This window comes from Paenibacillus sp. V4I9 (assembly GCF_030817295.1).
Taxonomy (GTDB): domain Bacteria; phylum Bacillota; class Bacilli; order Paenibacillales; family NBRC-103111; genus Paenibacillus_E.
Map to the genome: position 1 here is coordinate 726,193 of NZ_JAUSZE010000001.1, position 15,638 is coordinate 741,830.

12 protein-coding genes are annotated in these 15,638 nt (G+C 45.1%); 10 read left to right on the top strand and 2 right to left on the bottom strand.

The window, feature by feature from the left end; all coding sequences use genetic code 11:
• Positions 1-128 precede the first annotated feature (128 nt).
• From QFZ81_RS03470 to QFZ81_RS03485, 4 genes are all read left to right on the top strand, one after another.
• Entirely contained in the window at positions 129-3,473 is a 3,345-nt protein-coding gene (locus QFZ81_RS03470; protein WP_307601442.1) for a response regulator, read from the top strand.
• A gap of 204 nt (positions 3,474-3,677) precedes the next feature.
• Positions 3,678-5,330: a beta-N-acetylhexosaminidase gene (gene nagZ, locus QFZ81_RS03475; RefSeq protein ID WP_307448095.1), complete on the top strand. Its 1,653-nt coding sequence runs from the start codon at positions 3,678-3,680 to the stop codon at positions 5,328-5,330.
• On the top strand, positions 5,330-6,523 hold the full coding sequence (locus tag QFZ81_RS03480) for an anhydro-N-acetylmuramic acid kinase (protein ID WP_307606819.1): 1,194 nt from the start codon (positions 5,330-5,332) through the stop codon (positions 6,521-6,523). Before nagZ ends, QFZ81_RS03480 begins: the two co-directional genes overlap by 1 nt.
• Before the next feature lie 65 nt (positions 6,524-6,588).
• A complete protein-coding gene (locus QFZ81_RS03485) occupies positions 6,589-6,714 on the top strand; it encodes a hypothetical protein (protein WP_307448089.1) in 126 nt (41 codons plus the stop codon).
• Positions 6,715-6,735: 21 nt separating this feature from the next.
• Here QFZ81_RS03485 and QFZ81_RS03490 read toward each other — a convergent pair whose 3' ends face one another.
• On the bottom strand, positions 6,736-7,449 hold the full coding sequence (locus QFZ81_RS03490; protein ID WP_307448086.1) for a FadR/GntR family transcriptional regulator: 714 nt from the start codon (positions 7,447-7,449) through the stop codon (positions 6,736-6,738).
• A gap of 119 nt (positions 7,450-7,568) precedes the next feature.
• Between QFZ81_RS03490 and QFZ81_RS03495 the strand changes: the two genes are divergently transcribed.
• From QFZ81_RS03495 to QFZ81_RS03510, 4 genes are all read left to right on the top strand, one after another.
• Complete coding sequence (locus QFZ81_RS03495) at positions 7,569-8,984, top strand: FAD-linked oxidase C-terminal domain-containing protein (protein ID WP_307448083.1); 1,416 nt, start codon at positions 7,569-7,571, stop codon at positions 8,982-8,984.
• Positions 8,977-10,311, top strand: a complete 1,335-nt coding sequence (locus QFZ81_RS03500; protein WP_373463627.1) for a (Fe-S)-binding protein — start codon at positions 8,977-8,979, stop codon at positions 10,309-10,311. The genes QFZ81_RS03495 and QFZ81_RS03500 overlap by 8 nt, the downstream gene beginning before the upstream one ends.
• Positions 10,312-10,467: 156 nt before the next feature.
• A complete protein-coding gene (locus QFZ81_RS03505) occupies positions 10,468-11,388 on the top strand; it encodes an NAD-dependent epimerase/dehydratase family protein (protein ID WP_307601444.1) in 921 nt (306 codons plus the stop codon).
• 178 nt (positions 11,389-11,566) lie between these two features.
• Positions 11,567-12,835, top strand: coding sequence for an ATP-binding protein (locus QFZ81_RS03510; protein WP_307448076.1), 1,269 nt, complete (start codon positions 11,567-11,569; stop codon positions 12,833-12,835).
• Between the two features lie 14 nt (positions 12,836-12,849).
• Here the strand turns inward: QFZ81_RS03510 and QFZ81_RS03515 are convergent, their stop codons facing one another.
• The gene (locus QFZ81_RS03515) at positions 12,850-13,713 is read right to left on the bottom strand and encodes an AraC family transcriptional regulator (RefSeq protein WP_307601445.1); all 864 of its coding nucleotides are present in this window, start codon (positions 13,711-13,713) and stop codon (positions 12,850-12,852) included.
• Between the two features lie 144 nt (positions 13,714-13,857).
• On the opposite strand from QFZ81_RS03515, the gene QFZ81_RS03520 reads away from it, so the two are divergent.
• Complete coding sequence (locus QFZ81_RS03520) at positions 13,858-14,688, top strand: amidohydrolase family protein (protein WP_307601448.1); 831 nt, start codon at positions 13,858-13,860, stop codon at positions 14,686-14,688.
• On the top strand, positions 14,685-15,629 hold the full coding sequence (locus QFZ81_RS03525; RefSeq protein ID WP_307601450.1) for an aldo/keto reductase: 945 nt from the start codon (positions 14,685-14,687) through the stop codon (positions 15,627-15,629). Before QFZ81_RS03520 ends, QFZ81_RS03525 begins: the two co-directional genes overlap by 4 nt.
• Positions 15,630-15,638: the final 9 nt, after the last annotated feature.

A 15,638-nucleotide genomic window follows, 5' to 3' on the forward strand; every position in this document is an offset into this window, starting at 1 on the left:
TCCTTTGGTCACGAGGCCTTCCTGTGGGCGATCTTATTTTGCCACAGATTTACATTACAACCAAGGATAACGTCAAACCATGTCGAATAAATGAATACATAGACTTAGTTCATTTGGAGGCATTACCGATGATAAAGAGCTTTGCGCGTACATATAGTCGTTTAAGTCTACATAAACAAATCATTTTTCCATTTATATGTATACCCCTTATATTGGGAGCTATTTATTATCTACAAGTCAATGGATTTACATCTAAAGTCACTGACAAAACGAATTTGCGCGTCATCCATCATATACAATCCGATTTATTTAATCAGTTGGACAGCTATTTTAAACCGGCGGAGTATGTGAATAGCTTAAATGTCACGTTAGAGGAAAATGGTTCTCTAAACCTACAAGATGTCGATAAGTTGGGGAAGGTTTTTCTAGAAGAAGTTCGCAATAATGACTTTATTGACTATGCTTACTATGCAAATGAATCAGGTAAATTCGTATCGTCTGGAATAAATAATGGTGTTCTAGAAATTTCTTCTTCGACAGGTGAACCTTCCAACAGGGTTATGGTCAATCAAGTCAATCAATTTGGTAATTTTATGAAGGAATTAAAGGTTGTTACGAATTTTGATGCTCGAAAACAATCATGGTATGAGCAAGCGAAATGGACGGGAACTACTTATTGGTCGAAAGTGTATGGAGGCGTATTTGAAGCTGGTCTGGGAATCACAACCTCAAAACCACTAATATCAGTTGATGGCAAAGTTGTTGGGGTTTTTGGTATGGATATTTCTCTAGATAAAGTAGCTAGGCATATGCGAAATCTTAATATTAGTAAAAGTGGTCTGGTTTTCCTTATGGAGCCTACAGGAGAATTAATTGCAACTTCAACCGGAAATACCTTATTTACGAAAAAAGGGGAAGAATATGAAAGAGTCAGAGCTAGCACATCAGAAAATAAAGTAATTAAAGAAAGTAATGGATTGATCAAAGCGAAGGCTAATAATGAATTGCAAACTCGTTCGGGTAAGTATCAAATTATGGGTGAGAATTATTTTTTAGATGTTAGTAAATATTCGTATAATGGAAATTTTGATTGGTACTTAGTCATTGCGATACCTGAACATGATTTGACAGAAGACATTCATTCTCTGCTGTTCAAGTTTAGTATAGAGGCTCTGATTGTGTTAGTTATTTTGGTCGCGCTAAGTCTTTTATTAACGAAATGGATCATTACACCTATTAAAATATTAAATGAAAAAGTGATTGATATTCGAAATGGCAATTTTGGCATTGTTATAGAAAATTATCGAAAAGACGTTATTGGCGAGCTCACCAATGCCTTTAATGAGATGTCGTCTAAGCTCAAAGAACGAAATTTAGAAGCACTTGAATTAGAAAATACAAATGTATGTCTGATTCAAGAGTTATTGCAAGTCAATGAAAGCTTAGAGGAACGGATTGATAATCGCACTACAGAGCTTGAGGGCAATAATAAATTGTTAACAGAGGCAAAAGAAGCGGCTGATGCCGCAAATCGCGCCAAAAGCGAGTTTATTGCGAATATGAGCCACGAAATCCGTACACCCATGAATGCGATTCTTGGCTTTAATTATTTACTGCAGCAAACAGAGTTGACGGACCAGCAAAAGGATTACTTGGACAAAACGGTTCTATCCGCCAAGAGTCTGCTTTCCATTATTAGCGATATCCTCGATTTCTCGAAGATAGAGGCGAAGAAGATCGTCTTGGAACAAATCGATTTCGATTTGTATGAGGTGCTTAACAATATTTCGACGATGATGAGCTTTAAAGTGTTTGAAAAAGGGCTTAAGCTCCACTTCTCTGTTCATCACGCGGTTCCTCAGATGCTGAAGGGAGATCCGTTCCGATTAAATCAGGTGCTGCTAAACCTGTGCAATAATGCGATTAAGTTCACGGAATACGGGGAAGTAGCCATTTCCGTCCAATTGCAATCGAACAACGACCAAGGGATTGTGCTCCGTTTTAACGTTAGCGATACAGGGATTGGTATGACTAAGGAGCAGCAAAAACAACTTTTCCGCGGGTTCACGCAAGCTGACATGTCGATGACCCGCAGATACGGGGGCACTGGCCTTGGGCTGGTCATTAGCCAAAAGCTGATCGAACTCATGGGCGGGTCAATCGACTTAGAAAGCGAGCTGGAAAGCGGGTCTTGTTTTACCTTTACCTCACGTTTTGATCACAGCACGGATGTATTTTTTAAAGTAGAGAAAGACTTTCATTTGAAGTTCCTTCGCGTATTACTTGTATGCGATAGCCCCGAGATGCAATTGGTTTTGAAAAATCAACTTGAACAATTGCAGTTCATTGTCTGTGTCATCGGGTCGGAGGTCAACGAGATAACAAATATCCACCGTGATTGTCGGTTTGATTTGGTACTTATCGACTGGCAGCTGGAACATGCGGATGCCGTTCAACTTGTGGATAATATCAAAACGAACTATTCGACGCCATCTCAAGTTCTTGTGCTGATTAGTGCTTATCACGAATCAAAATTGCAAGAGCTTGCTCATACGTCTGTTGTCATGAAAGTGCTTTACTTTCCTATTAGCCAGTCACAACTGTATAACGAAATTTTAGGTTTTTTTGAGCCTCAGATCTCTCAATCTTTGGAAAAGCGCATCTTAGAGGACCAGGATCAAGCAGAGAAATTCACTGAGCTTCGCAACGCCAACATTTTGTTAGTTGAAGATAATGAGATCAATCAGATGGTAGCCAAAGAGTTTCTAAGTGAGAAAGGGATGTTTGTCGATGTAGCGGAGAATGGTGCGGTAGCTATAAAAATGGTCGGAAATAAGCGATATGACGCCATATTAATGGACTTGCAAATGCCTGTGATGGACGGATATGAGGCTACGCGTCAAATCATAGAGATGGGCTACAAAGTTCCCCCCATTATCGCGATGACGGCTGATGCGGTGAAGGGCGTAAAGGAGCAAGTGATTGAAGCAGGAATGAAGGCATATATAACAAAGCCCTTTGAACCGATTGAACTGTTCAGTGTGCTGCAGCGAGTGATTCAAAGCACGAAATTGCAAGGCTTGTCACAAGTCGCTGCCACTGTAGAAACGTATGAAACCTTGCCTGTTTTACAAGTAAAAGAAGCACTGGAGCGTTTGGGAAATAAAACGGAATTATATCATCGGATTTTACGGCTATTTGTGCAAAATCATGCAGAAACAGCTGTTGAAATTCGAGAGGCGCTTCAAGCAGACGACATCAAGAAAGCTATCTTGCTGGTCCATACGCTGAAAGGGATTGCGTCCAATATTGGGGCGATAGATCTTTCAAGCTCAGCATATGACTTGCAGGATGCAATTCATGATACAACTCTTGATACACAAAGTAATTATGAACAGCTGGAATCTAAGCTGACAGAAGTTAATCGTAAATTACAAGAGGTTTTAGCAGCGATAGATAACTATATGGGTTAGCATAAAAGAGGCAGCGAATGTGGATACATTCGTTTGCCTCTTTTTCATTCTAATCGGTTCTGATTTTATTTAAAATAAAATTTCATGTTTTATATTTGTATTGAAATATTATTTTGTTGTTCCTATAATAATAGGTATTCGGTTCACTTTGTAAACACTTACATAGATGAATTTGATTGCTTTACGAGGGGAGTAATAAACGAGATGAATATGAGCAGGAGCCAGAGGGACCTCAATGAATTGACGCTTCGGCAAAAAATCGGTCAAATGATCCTTTGTGGATTTGAAGGCACGGGTATGACCGAAGATCTGGAGAACTTTATTGAACAAAATAACATAGGCGGGGTCATTTATTTCGCTCGTAATGTACAGGATACACAGCAAGTTGCTCGGTTATCCGAGCAGCTCCAACAAGTTGCAAAGCGTTCTCAGAATCTGCCTTTATGGATATCCATCGATCAAGAGGGCGGCATGGTGGCTCGCTTAACGGAAGGCGTGGCGTTAATGCCTGGGCAGATGGCACTAGCCGCGGGAGCTCTTGAAGCAACTGACGGTTCAAAGTCTGCCTATGAGTCATCCTTTATTTCAGGGCAGGAACTGCGAACGCTGGGCGTTAATATGAACTTCGCACCTGTTCTGGATGTGAATAATAATCCGGATAATCCCGTTATCGGTGTTCGATCATTCGGGGAGTCTCCGGAACTTGTCGCTGAATTTGGACGTCAGTCGATGCAAGGTTACCAGGATGCTGGGGTCGTCGCAACGGCCAAGCATTTCCCGGGTCATGGGGATACGAATGTGGATTCACATTTGGATTTACCAACGATCGAGCATTCCGAAGCGCGTATTCGTGCGGTTGAATTGGTACCTTTCGTTGCATCGATCAAGAACGGCGTGGATGCTATTATGTCAGCGCACATTTATTTCCCCGCTTTAGAATCGGCTAAGCTGCCTGTTACGCTTTCGAAGTCGGTACTTACTGGACTGCTCCGCGAGGAGCTCGGCTTTGAGGGAGTTATCATGACCGATTGCATGGAAATGAACGCTATCTCCGAGCATTACGGCACAGCACCGGCGTCTGTCATGGCGGTCGAAGCGGGTGCTGATCTTGTGCTGATCAGCCACAGCCGCGACCGCCAGCTCGCGGCCATCGACGCGCTGGAGCGCGCGGTGCGCGAAGGGCGGATTACCGAAGCGCGTATTGACGCTTCGGTAATCCGTTTGCTCGCGCTCAAGGAGCGGCGCGGCTTGTTTGAAGCGCGGCCAAATGCGGCTGCCGCGGATGAAGTGGGGACCGCGGCGCACCGCGCGGTCGCCCAGCGCCTCAGCGAGGCGAGCATCACGCTCGTCAAAGACGAGCAGAAGCTGCTCCCGCTGAAGCGGGTGAAGACGCTCGCGATCACTGTGGCCGCAGCTGTTTCGTCGGGTGTCGACGAAACATACGCGGGCCCCGCGAGCTTGGGGGCTGCGCTGGCCGAGCACGGCCTAGACGTGCTCGATCGCGTGCTGCCGCTGCCGGAGGTGGCAGCGAGGAGCGCTGGGCTGCTCGCCGAGGCGCAGCGGGCGGAGCAGATCGTTATCGGGACGTACAACGCCCGATTCCATCCCGCGCAGATCGAGCTGGTGCGAGCCCTGCAGACGCTCGGCAAGCCGCTTGTCGTCGTCGCACTGCGAGTGCCTTACGATTTGCTGGAGCTGCCGGAGATTTCAACCTTCGTCGCGGCTTATGAAAGCCGGCCGCTTGCCCTGCAAAGTGCGGCCAAGTGCTTGCTAGGTCAGCTTACTCCGCAAGGCCGGCTGCCGGTCTCGCTCGGTTTAGACTATCCTGCAGGATGGAAGTGGGAGGGTGGTTTGTGATGCTGCGTTCCCTTTTGAACCAAACATCTCTGACGGTTGCTGGAATCATGTCAGGTACTTCCCTCGACGGCATAGACGTCGCGCTTGTTCGAATTGATGGCTGCGGCGTTGACGCGAAGGTCAAGGTGCTCCACTTTGAGAGCTTCGCCTATGAAGATGAATTACGGGAAAAGCTCAAAGAATTATGTTCCATCGAACATTCCGATGTGTCTTTGCTATGCGGGATGAACTTCGCGATAGCAGAGTGCTTTGCCGATGCAGTGTTACGTGCGGCAGCAGCGGCTAACATTCCCTTGGAGCAAATTGATCTCATCAGCTCTCATGGTCAGACGGTATGGCATATTCCATTCGCGGATGAAGCGAATCCATTTCTGCCGAAATCAACCCTGCAAATCGGCGATTTATCCGTCCTTGCTAAGCGGACGGGAAGACCTGTTGTTGGCGATTTCCGTACAGCGGATATGGCGGTTGGCGGTCAAGGTGCACCGCTAGCGCCATACGGGGACTTTATTATGTTCCGCCATGAGGAAAAGGGTCGTATTCTCCAAAATATCGGCGGGATTGGCAATTGCACCGCCATTCCGGCTTCCGCATCGACCGATTCTCATCGTCTTATCGCCTTTGATACAGGACCAGGCAATATGATCATGGACCAAGTTGTCTTTGAGCTTTCACAAGGCCGGTTGACTTATGATTCGAATGGCGCGTGGGCCTCTATCGGCTTTGTAGATGTAGAGCTGCTTAATAGCATGCTGGCACATCCTTACTTCAAACTCCCTCCACCCAAAACAACGGGGCGGGAGCTCTTTGGTAAAGCATACGCCTCTTCTTATTTGGCGACTGCTCTTGAGCGAGGATTACCTCCTGAAGACATCGTCGCGACAGCAACTTCATTTACCGCGCATTCTATCGCCAATGCTTACAACGACTTCGTTTTCCCAGAGTATAACATTGCGGAAGTGATTGTTAGCGGCGGCGGGGCGCATAATCAGACGCTGCTCGGAATGCTCCGAGAGCTGCTTCCGGAGCAATCCATTCTTACATCGGATGAACTTGGCTTATCAGGTGATGCCAAAGAAGCTGTCCTCTTTGCCTTGCTGGGTAACGATTGGATTCATGGCGCGCCTAATAATCTGCCATCCGCTACCGGAGCTGAACGACCTACGATCATGGGCAAGTTAGCCCTGCCTTAGATTCTTTTGATATAGAACTGGCAGACTGCAATATCCGATGGTACTTTTAGGGAGGGCAAGAAGAGATGAATAGAAGCGAGATCACGAGGGCTCAAGAGCGCACAGCAGAGTTGTTTCTGAATTTTCCAGCACTAGCCGGGATGAGTATGACATCTTTACCGATCCCCGAATCGAGCGGATACCAGTTATAGAAGAATAGGCAGCAAAGTTTCTCAGAATGTATCCGTAGAGATTTTAGCAAGCTTTTGAATTACTTGATCCACTTTATGAATATGCTGCGACATCTTCTCCGCTGCAAGCTGCTCATCTTTAATCTCGATGGCATCGACGATGTCACGGTGTTCCTGGAGGAGCTTCTCAGCGGAAGCACGTTCAGCAAAAAACCATAGACGGCGAGAAGCCTTCATACTTTGCTGCAACCGCTCCGTCAATGACTCCATCATCCCGATCATGAGGGAATTGTGAGAGGCTTTGGCGATTTCTAGGTGAAAGCGAATGTCGGCTTGCTCGCTTTCTTCTTCATTTTCAAGTGTTGCTTCCATCGTGCTAAGGATCTGCCTGAGTGACGTCAGATTTCCTTCGGTACGGCGATTTGCGGCTAACGAAGCACAACCCGCCTCTATGAATCTTCGCACCTCCTGCACTTCCTGCAGCGTTTGGCCTTGGTCAAAGAGGCTGCTGCTGTCTATTGGCAAAGGGTTCGTAACGAAGGTGCCTCCGCCATGTCGAATATCTACCCAGCCCATTGCCTTTAATCCGCTAAGCGCTTCTCTAACCGTAGAACGGCCAACCTGAAAGCTAGCTGCAAGCTCCACGACGGTAGGAAGTTTCGAACCTGGTGCATATGTACCCGTCTCGATTTGCATTTTAATTTGCTGAAGCACGATTTCCGAGCCCTTCTGCGGTCGAATCTGCTGAAATGTCATATAATTCCCCCATGAAGTATCTATACATCTATTCAATCATAAGTTAAAATAGAAAAAAAGTCATCTGATCACATGATCAATTGTGTTGAAATAAATGAGCAGTCCCATGGGAGGTATTTATGCTTGAAAGCCGAGTAAGACAAAAACTGCAGGATATTGTAGGCGAAGCATTTTTCAAAGATGATATGGAATCTCTTGTTACGCATTCTTACGATGGGACACCCATGCTCCAAGCGCTGCCTGAAGGTGTGATCTATCCCAAAGATACGGCGCAGGTATCTGAGATTATGAAAGTGTTAAATGAGCATCGCATTCCGCTGGTCAGCCGAGGTTCAGGCACGAATCTTTGCGGCGGAACGGTCCCTGTTCAAGGGGGCATCGTGATGGTCATGCATCGAATGAATGCGATACTCGACATTGATTTGCAAAATTTAACGGCAACCGTTCAGCCGGGAATCATTACGAAGCAATTCATTGAACATATTGAAAATCTTGGCTTATTTTATCCACCAGATCCAAGCAGTATGTCGATCTCGACGATAGGCGGAAATATAGCGGAATGCTCCGGAGGTCTTCGCGGCTTAAAATACGGCACCACCAAAGATTATGTGATCGGATTAGAATGTGTCCTAGCCTCAGGCGAAATAATGCGTACTGGCGGGAAGCTGATGAAGGACGTGGCCGGCTATGATTTAACGAAGCTCCTTATTGGCTCGGAGGGTACATTAGCCGTCATTACCGAAGCAACGCTTAAGCTAATACCGCCTCCCAAATATAAGAAAACGATGCTCGCCATGTACAAAGACTTATATGGAGCAGCTCGTACGGTATCCAAAATCATTGAAAATCGCATCATTCCGGCTACCTTAGAATTCATGGATAATCCAACGATTCGTGTTGTAGACGATTTCGCCAAGTTGGGACTTCCGCTCGATATGGCAGCTATTTTGTTAATCGAACAGGATGGTGATATGGAAACCGTTGAGCGGGATATCGAACGGATCTCAGAAATTTGCCGCGAGGAGCTGGCGGATGAAGTTAGCATTGCGAGCAATCAAGAGGAAGCTCTGAAGCTGTTAACGGCAAGGAGAAGCGCCTTTACCGCTCTCGCCCGTTTACGCCCAACAACGATATTGGAGGATGCAACGGTTCCACGCTCTAAGATTGCTGATATGGTCCTAGAAATCAATCGCATAGCCGAGAAGCATCGCGTGCAAATTTGTACCTTTGGACATGCAGGAGATGGCAACCTTCATCCAACGGCGACGACGGATGCCAGGGATCACGAAGAAATACATCGTGTTGAATTAGCCTTCGAAGAAATATTTGAAGCGGCAATCGGGATGGGGGGGACGATTACTGGCGAGCATGGCGTTGGTTTAGTCAAAGCGCCTTTCTTGGAATGGAAAGTGGGAAGTACCGGAATCGCCATGATGAAAGGGATTAAGGAAGTCTTCGATCCTCACCATCTGTTAAATCCAGGTAAAATGTTTGCCAAAGAGTCCAGACGCAGGGTGGTGATTGATCGTGGCTAAGCTCGCAGCAGCAACACTTCAAGAAACACTGGTACAGAAGCTGGATTACGAGCAGTTAACCAATTGTATGCGCTGCGGTTTTTGTCTGCCAGCTTGTCCGACATTCAAGGAGACCGGCGTGGAAGCCGAATCTCCTCGCGGACGAATTTCACTTATGAAAGCGGCCGTGGATGGTATTATGGAGCCAGGTATCAGCTTCGAAGACCAAATGAACCATTGCCTAGGATGCCGCGCTTGTGAACCAGCCTGTCCGGCTGATGTGAAATATGGTCAGTTAATTGAGCAGGCGCGCGATGCAATTGAGACGCACACGAAGCAGCACAGATGGTGGGTAAGCGGTGTACGTAAGCTGGTGTTCAAGGAGCTATTCCCTCATCAAAAAAGGATGAGTTTGTTAGGATCAGGCCTTCATTTTTATAAAAAATCAGGGTTGCAAACCGTCGTTAGGAAAACAGGCGCTGTAAAGGTATTTTCCAAGCACTTATCCGATATGGAAAAAATACTCCCTGACGCTTCCAGTAAAGGGATCGTAGAGCAATTGGGCACCTACATTCCGGCAAAAGGGGAAAAGATTGCTACGGTTGGCATGTTCCGCGGCTGTTTAATGGATGTTTTGTTTACCGAAACGAACATCAAAACGGTAAAGCTGCTTTCTGAAGCGGGATTTGACGTGGTCATTCCAGAGACGCAGAATTGCTGCGGGGCTCTTCATGCTCATAGCGGTGAGAGTGATCAGGCGAAAGCTTTGGCCAAGAATAACATTCGCGCTTTCCAAGAAGCCGGTGTAGATTATATCGTGTCCAATGCGGGTGGCTGCGGCGCCATTCTAGTGGAGTATGATCATTTGCTTCACGAGGGGCCGGAATGGAAGGAAGCTTCGGCTTGGTTCGCTGCGCGAGTGAAGGACATCAGTACGATTCTAGTTGAGCAAGGACGTCCACTCCAGTTCGCAGAGACTGTTGACGGTGGAGCTTCCACTCGCGTTACGTATCAGGACTCTTGTCACCTACGTAATGTCATGAAAGGCAGCAATCCTTCCAGACAGCTTCTGAAAGAGGTAGGCAATGTTGCCTTTATTGAAATGAAAGATGCAGGTTCCTGCTGTGGCTCGGCCGGCATTTATAATGTCACACAGCCCGTAATGGCGAACCAAATTCTTGAACATAAAATGGAAAATGTGAACGCTACTGCCGCTCAGTATTTGGTTACAAGCAACCCTGGTTGCTTGCTGCAAATGAAGCTGGGTATTGAAAAGCATGGGCAAAAAGATCGCATGGAAGCCGTCCATATTGCCGACTTTTTATATGATAGAGTCGTGAAAAATTAAATCTAAGGCTGACAAAAAATAGAGCCATTATCTGGAGCTAGTTCATCTAGTTCGAAATAATGGCTCTTTTTATTTGTTATTTATAATATAATAAAACGCAAGTCGAGTGATCTATATTGTAGCTTATTTACGTTAACATGATGGGGGCGTGCGCTTATGAATATTTTAGTTACCGGGGGAGCCGGTTTTATTGCTTCACATATTGTCGATCAATTGATCATTTCTGGGCATCATGTACATATTCTTGATAATTTGTCTACAGGTCGTGAAGAGAATTTGAATCCCCTTGCTGTCTTTCATCGTGGAGATTTGTTAGATAACGGATTAGCAAAAGCATTTACCGCTGCGAGCCCAGAAGTCGTGATTCATCATGCTGCACAAATCGATATCCAGACCTCGCTTACTTATCCTTTACTAGACGCTAAAATAAACATTCTCGGAACGATAGCAGTCTTGGAACAATGCAGGGAACATGGTGTTCGGAAGCTGATTTACGCTTCATCCGCAGCGGTGTATGGAACCCCGCAATATTTGGGTGTTGATGAGCTTCATCCGATAAAGCCGCTATCCTTCTATGGTATTTCTAAACATACACCGGAACACTATATAGAGAGTTTTTCTTCTCTTTATGAGTTAGATTATACGATTTTACGTTATTCGAATGTATATGGGATTAGACAGGATCCAAAGGGTGAGGGAGGCGTAGTCTCGATTTTTGTAGACAAGCTTCTAGAGGGGAAACAACCATTGATTTTTGGTGATGGGGAGCAAACAAGAGATTTTATTTATGTGAAAGATATCGTTCGTGCAAATATGGCCGCCCTGAACCTGGGGAGCCGAGGTCTATATAATATCAGTTGGAACGAGCAGACAAGTATTAACGCTCTTCTTAAGGAAATGTGCGACATTAGCGGGGTGAGCTTCAATCCCTCCTACGCACCTGCCCGAGCTGGAGATATCATTCACAGTCGATTGGATAATCGCGCTGCGTTTACCGGTTTGGATTGGAGTCCGGTGTATACTTTAAGAATTGGCTTGCAAGAGACCGTTGACTATTACAAAGAACAAAATCCGTGATAACTAGTTGGCTGGCGTCCTTAAAATTAATAGGCTTAGGCTTAAACTTAAACTTAAACTTAAACTTAAACTTAAACTTAAACAACTTCTATAGACATCTATGGAGGATGTTTTTTTAATTGTTTCCACATCATGTTTAGTGGTACTGTTATGTGTATGGACGGTACTGGGAGGCTATATGTTTAATCACGTTAGGGATCTTCTATTCAATTTATTTCTTGTGTTTCTACCTGTTGTCCTTTACCCCTATATCATGAAGTCAGATCGTGATTATGGCTACACTCGGACAATAATTGCCATTGTTTTTTGTTTCACGCTCGTGGCTACAATGACGTTTCCGGTCGTACTTAATGGTTTTACCTTTGATTTACGCGGTATTGCGCTAAGTATAGGCTCCTTATATGGAGGCGTTTACGTCTCTCTTTTTTTATATGCGGTGGTCGTTGTCTATCGATTTATACAAGGCAGTCCCAACCAGATGGCATATATCATCGCTTTTCTACCTACTTTTTTGGTGATTATCTGGTTTGTAATCAAGTTCCAGGGATTATCATTGATTCAGAAAATGATCTCATCCATTCTTGTTTATGCTAGTATTCGTCTTATAAGTTTAACCGTTTATAGCTATCTCATAGGCAATCTGTCTACCTTATTTAATACGAATTATCCGGTTTTTTACGGTGTAATTGTTGTCCAATGCGCTATTTCCGGTTTATTTGTATACGTACTCGAAACTTTCAAGAGAAATGCCCAATTGCGCGATGAAATCATAAGAAGCGAGAAGATGAAGATTGTCAGTGATATAGCGGCATCTGTTGCGCACGAGGTAAGAAACCCCTTAACTTCGGTCAGAGGATTTATACAATTGATGGGGAAAGATGACCTTAAGACGTCGAATAGACAATATTATCAAAAAATTTGTCTGGAGGAATTGGAGCGTGCGGAGCACATCATTTCCGACTATTTAACTTTCGCTAAACCTGAACCGGAAAAAATAGAAGTAATCGAAATGAAGAATGAGATCGATTATGTAGCTAACGTCCTTACTTCCTATGCCAACTATCAAAATGTACAGATCATCAAACAAATCGAACAAGAAGAGCTTCTGATTCTTGGTGATAAAAATAAATTACGGCAAGCGCTAATTAATATCGGGAAAAATAGTATTGAGGCCATGCCTGATGGCGGGATTTTGACATTTACTGCCCATTCAATAAACGGACATGTTGTTATTTCGGTTGGAGATACAGGTATTGGTATGACCAAAGAGCAAATGAATCGACTTGGAACTCCTTATTTTTCGACCAAAGATAAAGGGACGGGCCTTGGCACAATGGTTTCGTTTAGCATTATTAGAAAGATGCAAGGTAAGATAGAGGTCAAGAGTGAAGTGGCCAAAGGTACCACGTATATGATCACAATTGCTCGATTGAACGCCTCCAAATAACCAGTGCAGCTCAGCTATCTAGCCGACTTTCTAGCAGCCGCGGGTGTCATCCCCAGAACTCTTTTGAACATGGCATGAAAATGGGGTAAGCTCTCGAAGCCGCACATTTCTGCGATGATGCTAATGTTGAGGTCGTTTTCGCTAAGCAGCTGCTTCGCTCGTATTATTCGTTTGGTTATGATATAGGCGGTAATATTCATCCCAATTAACTGCTTAAATACCCGGCTGAAATGGGCAGGCGTGACGGAGGCTTGCTTCGAAAGCGTCTTAAGGCCGATGTCTTCACAGAAATGCTGATCGATAAAGAGTAAAATTTCCCTCATCCACATAGGGGGAGCGATGGAATCCCCTGCGTTTGGCTTCGTGCCAGAACCCAAATCACGATTCAAAAAAAGCAGGAGTTGAAGGAGCTGCAGCAAGATAGCTTGCCGGTGACCCAAGTTCGGATGTTTGAATTCATATTGAATGGATTCCAACCACACATCTAGTTGTTGACGCTGCGGGAGCAGCGTTTCAAACTTGTAATTGCGGTGTTCTGCGGCTTGCTCGAAGCAATGCAAATAAGAGAAAGAGTCACCCAAGTGAAGAGTCTGTATGATGCTGGGGCTGAAATAAATCGCTGTGGACGTTACAGGTGTCTCTTTATCCGGCGTTGCCCGGTGAATCGTATTGCCTGGGATGAGGAAGAGATCACCTTGTTTCATTTCATAAAAAGTATGATCGATAAAGAAAGTTCCATTTCCTCGATACACATACACAATTTCATACCAATCATGGAAATGATCAGGGAGCTCGCTTTGCGAGCTCTTCGTGTTTTTATAGGCAAATGAGAACGGGAAGGCATCGTTTGAATCGAACACTTTACGTACAGGATGCATATGATCTCTCCTTCAAATTAGCTCGTAGACCCATGATATCAAAAAACCGTATAAATATGCTAGATATCGTTATTTCATATGATTTATTTGGTGATACAATAGAAGAAAGCGGTACCAAATACGGATAATGAAGAGGAGAATCTTATGCGGATCGATGCACACCAGCATTATTGGAAGATGGATCGGGGTGACTATGGGTGGCTTACACCGGAACTATCGGTATTATATCGTGATTTTCTGCCGGACGACTTACTCTCCCACCTGCACCAGCACAACTTGAATAAAACCATTGTTGTTCAAGCGGCGCCGACATTAGAAGAAACGGATTATCTATTATCTCTAAGCGAGGAATCAGATACGATTGCAGGAGTAGTAGGTTGGCTCAATCTGAATGATCCTGACTTTCATATCCATTACAAAAGATTTAGCCAGCATCCCAAATATGTAGGCTTTAGGGTCATGATTCAAGAAATGCCGGATGCGAGTGTTATACTTGAGCCTCATTTTGTAGAAGCGATCCGTTATTTTGCCGAAAAAGATGTACCCGTTGATCTGCTTGTCGTATCTCATCAATTAGAGCCGGTGGTTCAGCTTTTGAATTTGGTTCCGGGTTTACGCGCAGTTATCGATCATATGGCTAAGCCGCGTATTGCGGATGGCGTTATTGAGCCTTGGAAAAGCCAAATGGCCGCTATTGCGAAGCATCCCAATATATACTGTAAGCTGTCCGGTATGGTGACTGAAGCCAATCATACGGAGTGGAAGCGTGAGGATTTTACTGCTTATATCCAGCATGTGATAGATGTATTCGGAGCGGAGCGTGTTTTATTCGGCAGTGATTGGCCGGTTTGTTTGCTCGCAGCAGAGTACGATGACGTTATTGATGTGCTTACTCAAGCATTGCCAGGAAATTGGTCGGAAGCAGATAAAGCCCGCTTATTCGGACTAAATGCAAAGGAATTTTATAAATTATGAAATATCGTAAATTAGGCAAAACCGGACTGGACGTCTCCGTGCTGAGCTTTGGTGCATCCTCACTTGGATCTGTATTTCGTGAAACGAACGAAGAAGAAAGTATTCGAACCGTTCATACAGCGATTGATATGGGCATTAATCTGATTGATGTGTCTCCCTTTTATGGATTAACCAAGGCAGAGACAGTACTAGGTAAGGCGATAGCCCAGTTGGATCGGGATCGTTTCATCCTGACGACGAAGGCAGGGCGGTACGGAGCAGAAGTGTTCGATTTCTCGAAGAAGCGAATTCTGGAAAGTGTCGATGAGAGCTTACAGCGGCTTCGGACGGATTATATTGATATCTTATATTTACACGATATGGAGTTTGTCCCATTTAACGAGATTCTGGAAGGGGCCTTCCCTGCGCTGGATGAATTGAAGCAATCAGGTAAGATTCGTTATTTTGGGGTATCCGGTTTGCCGGTATCTATATTTGAAAAGGCATTGGCTCACAAAGAACTCGATTCCGTCTTGTCGTACTGTCACTATAGTTTGAATGATACTTCCTTGCTGGATCTAGTTCCGCTTCTGGAGCAGCATGGGGTCGGTTTGGTGAATGCATCACCGCTGTCGATGGGGCTTCTGAGCACTAGGCCAGCGGCGGAATGGCATCCAGCCTCAGGCGAAATCCAGCGATTATGTAAACAGGCTGCTGCACACTGTGCAAGTAAGGGAACTGACATTGCCAAGTTGGCCGTGCAGTATGCAACAGCGAATGAACGCATCCCTACGACGCTAGTCAGCACAGCGAACCCTGACAACATTCGCAAAAATATTGCGTGGACAGATGAACCAATGGACATCGAGCTGCTTCATGAAGTGTTAGAGATCCTGACCCCTATTCACAATAAATCTTGGATTAGTGGAAGACCCGAATATAACGAGAAGACCTATATGTAATGGGACAGG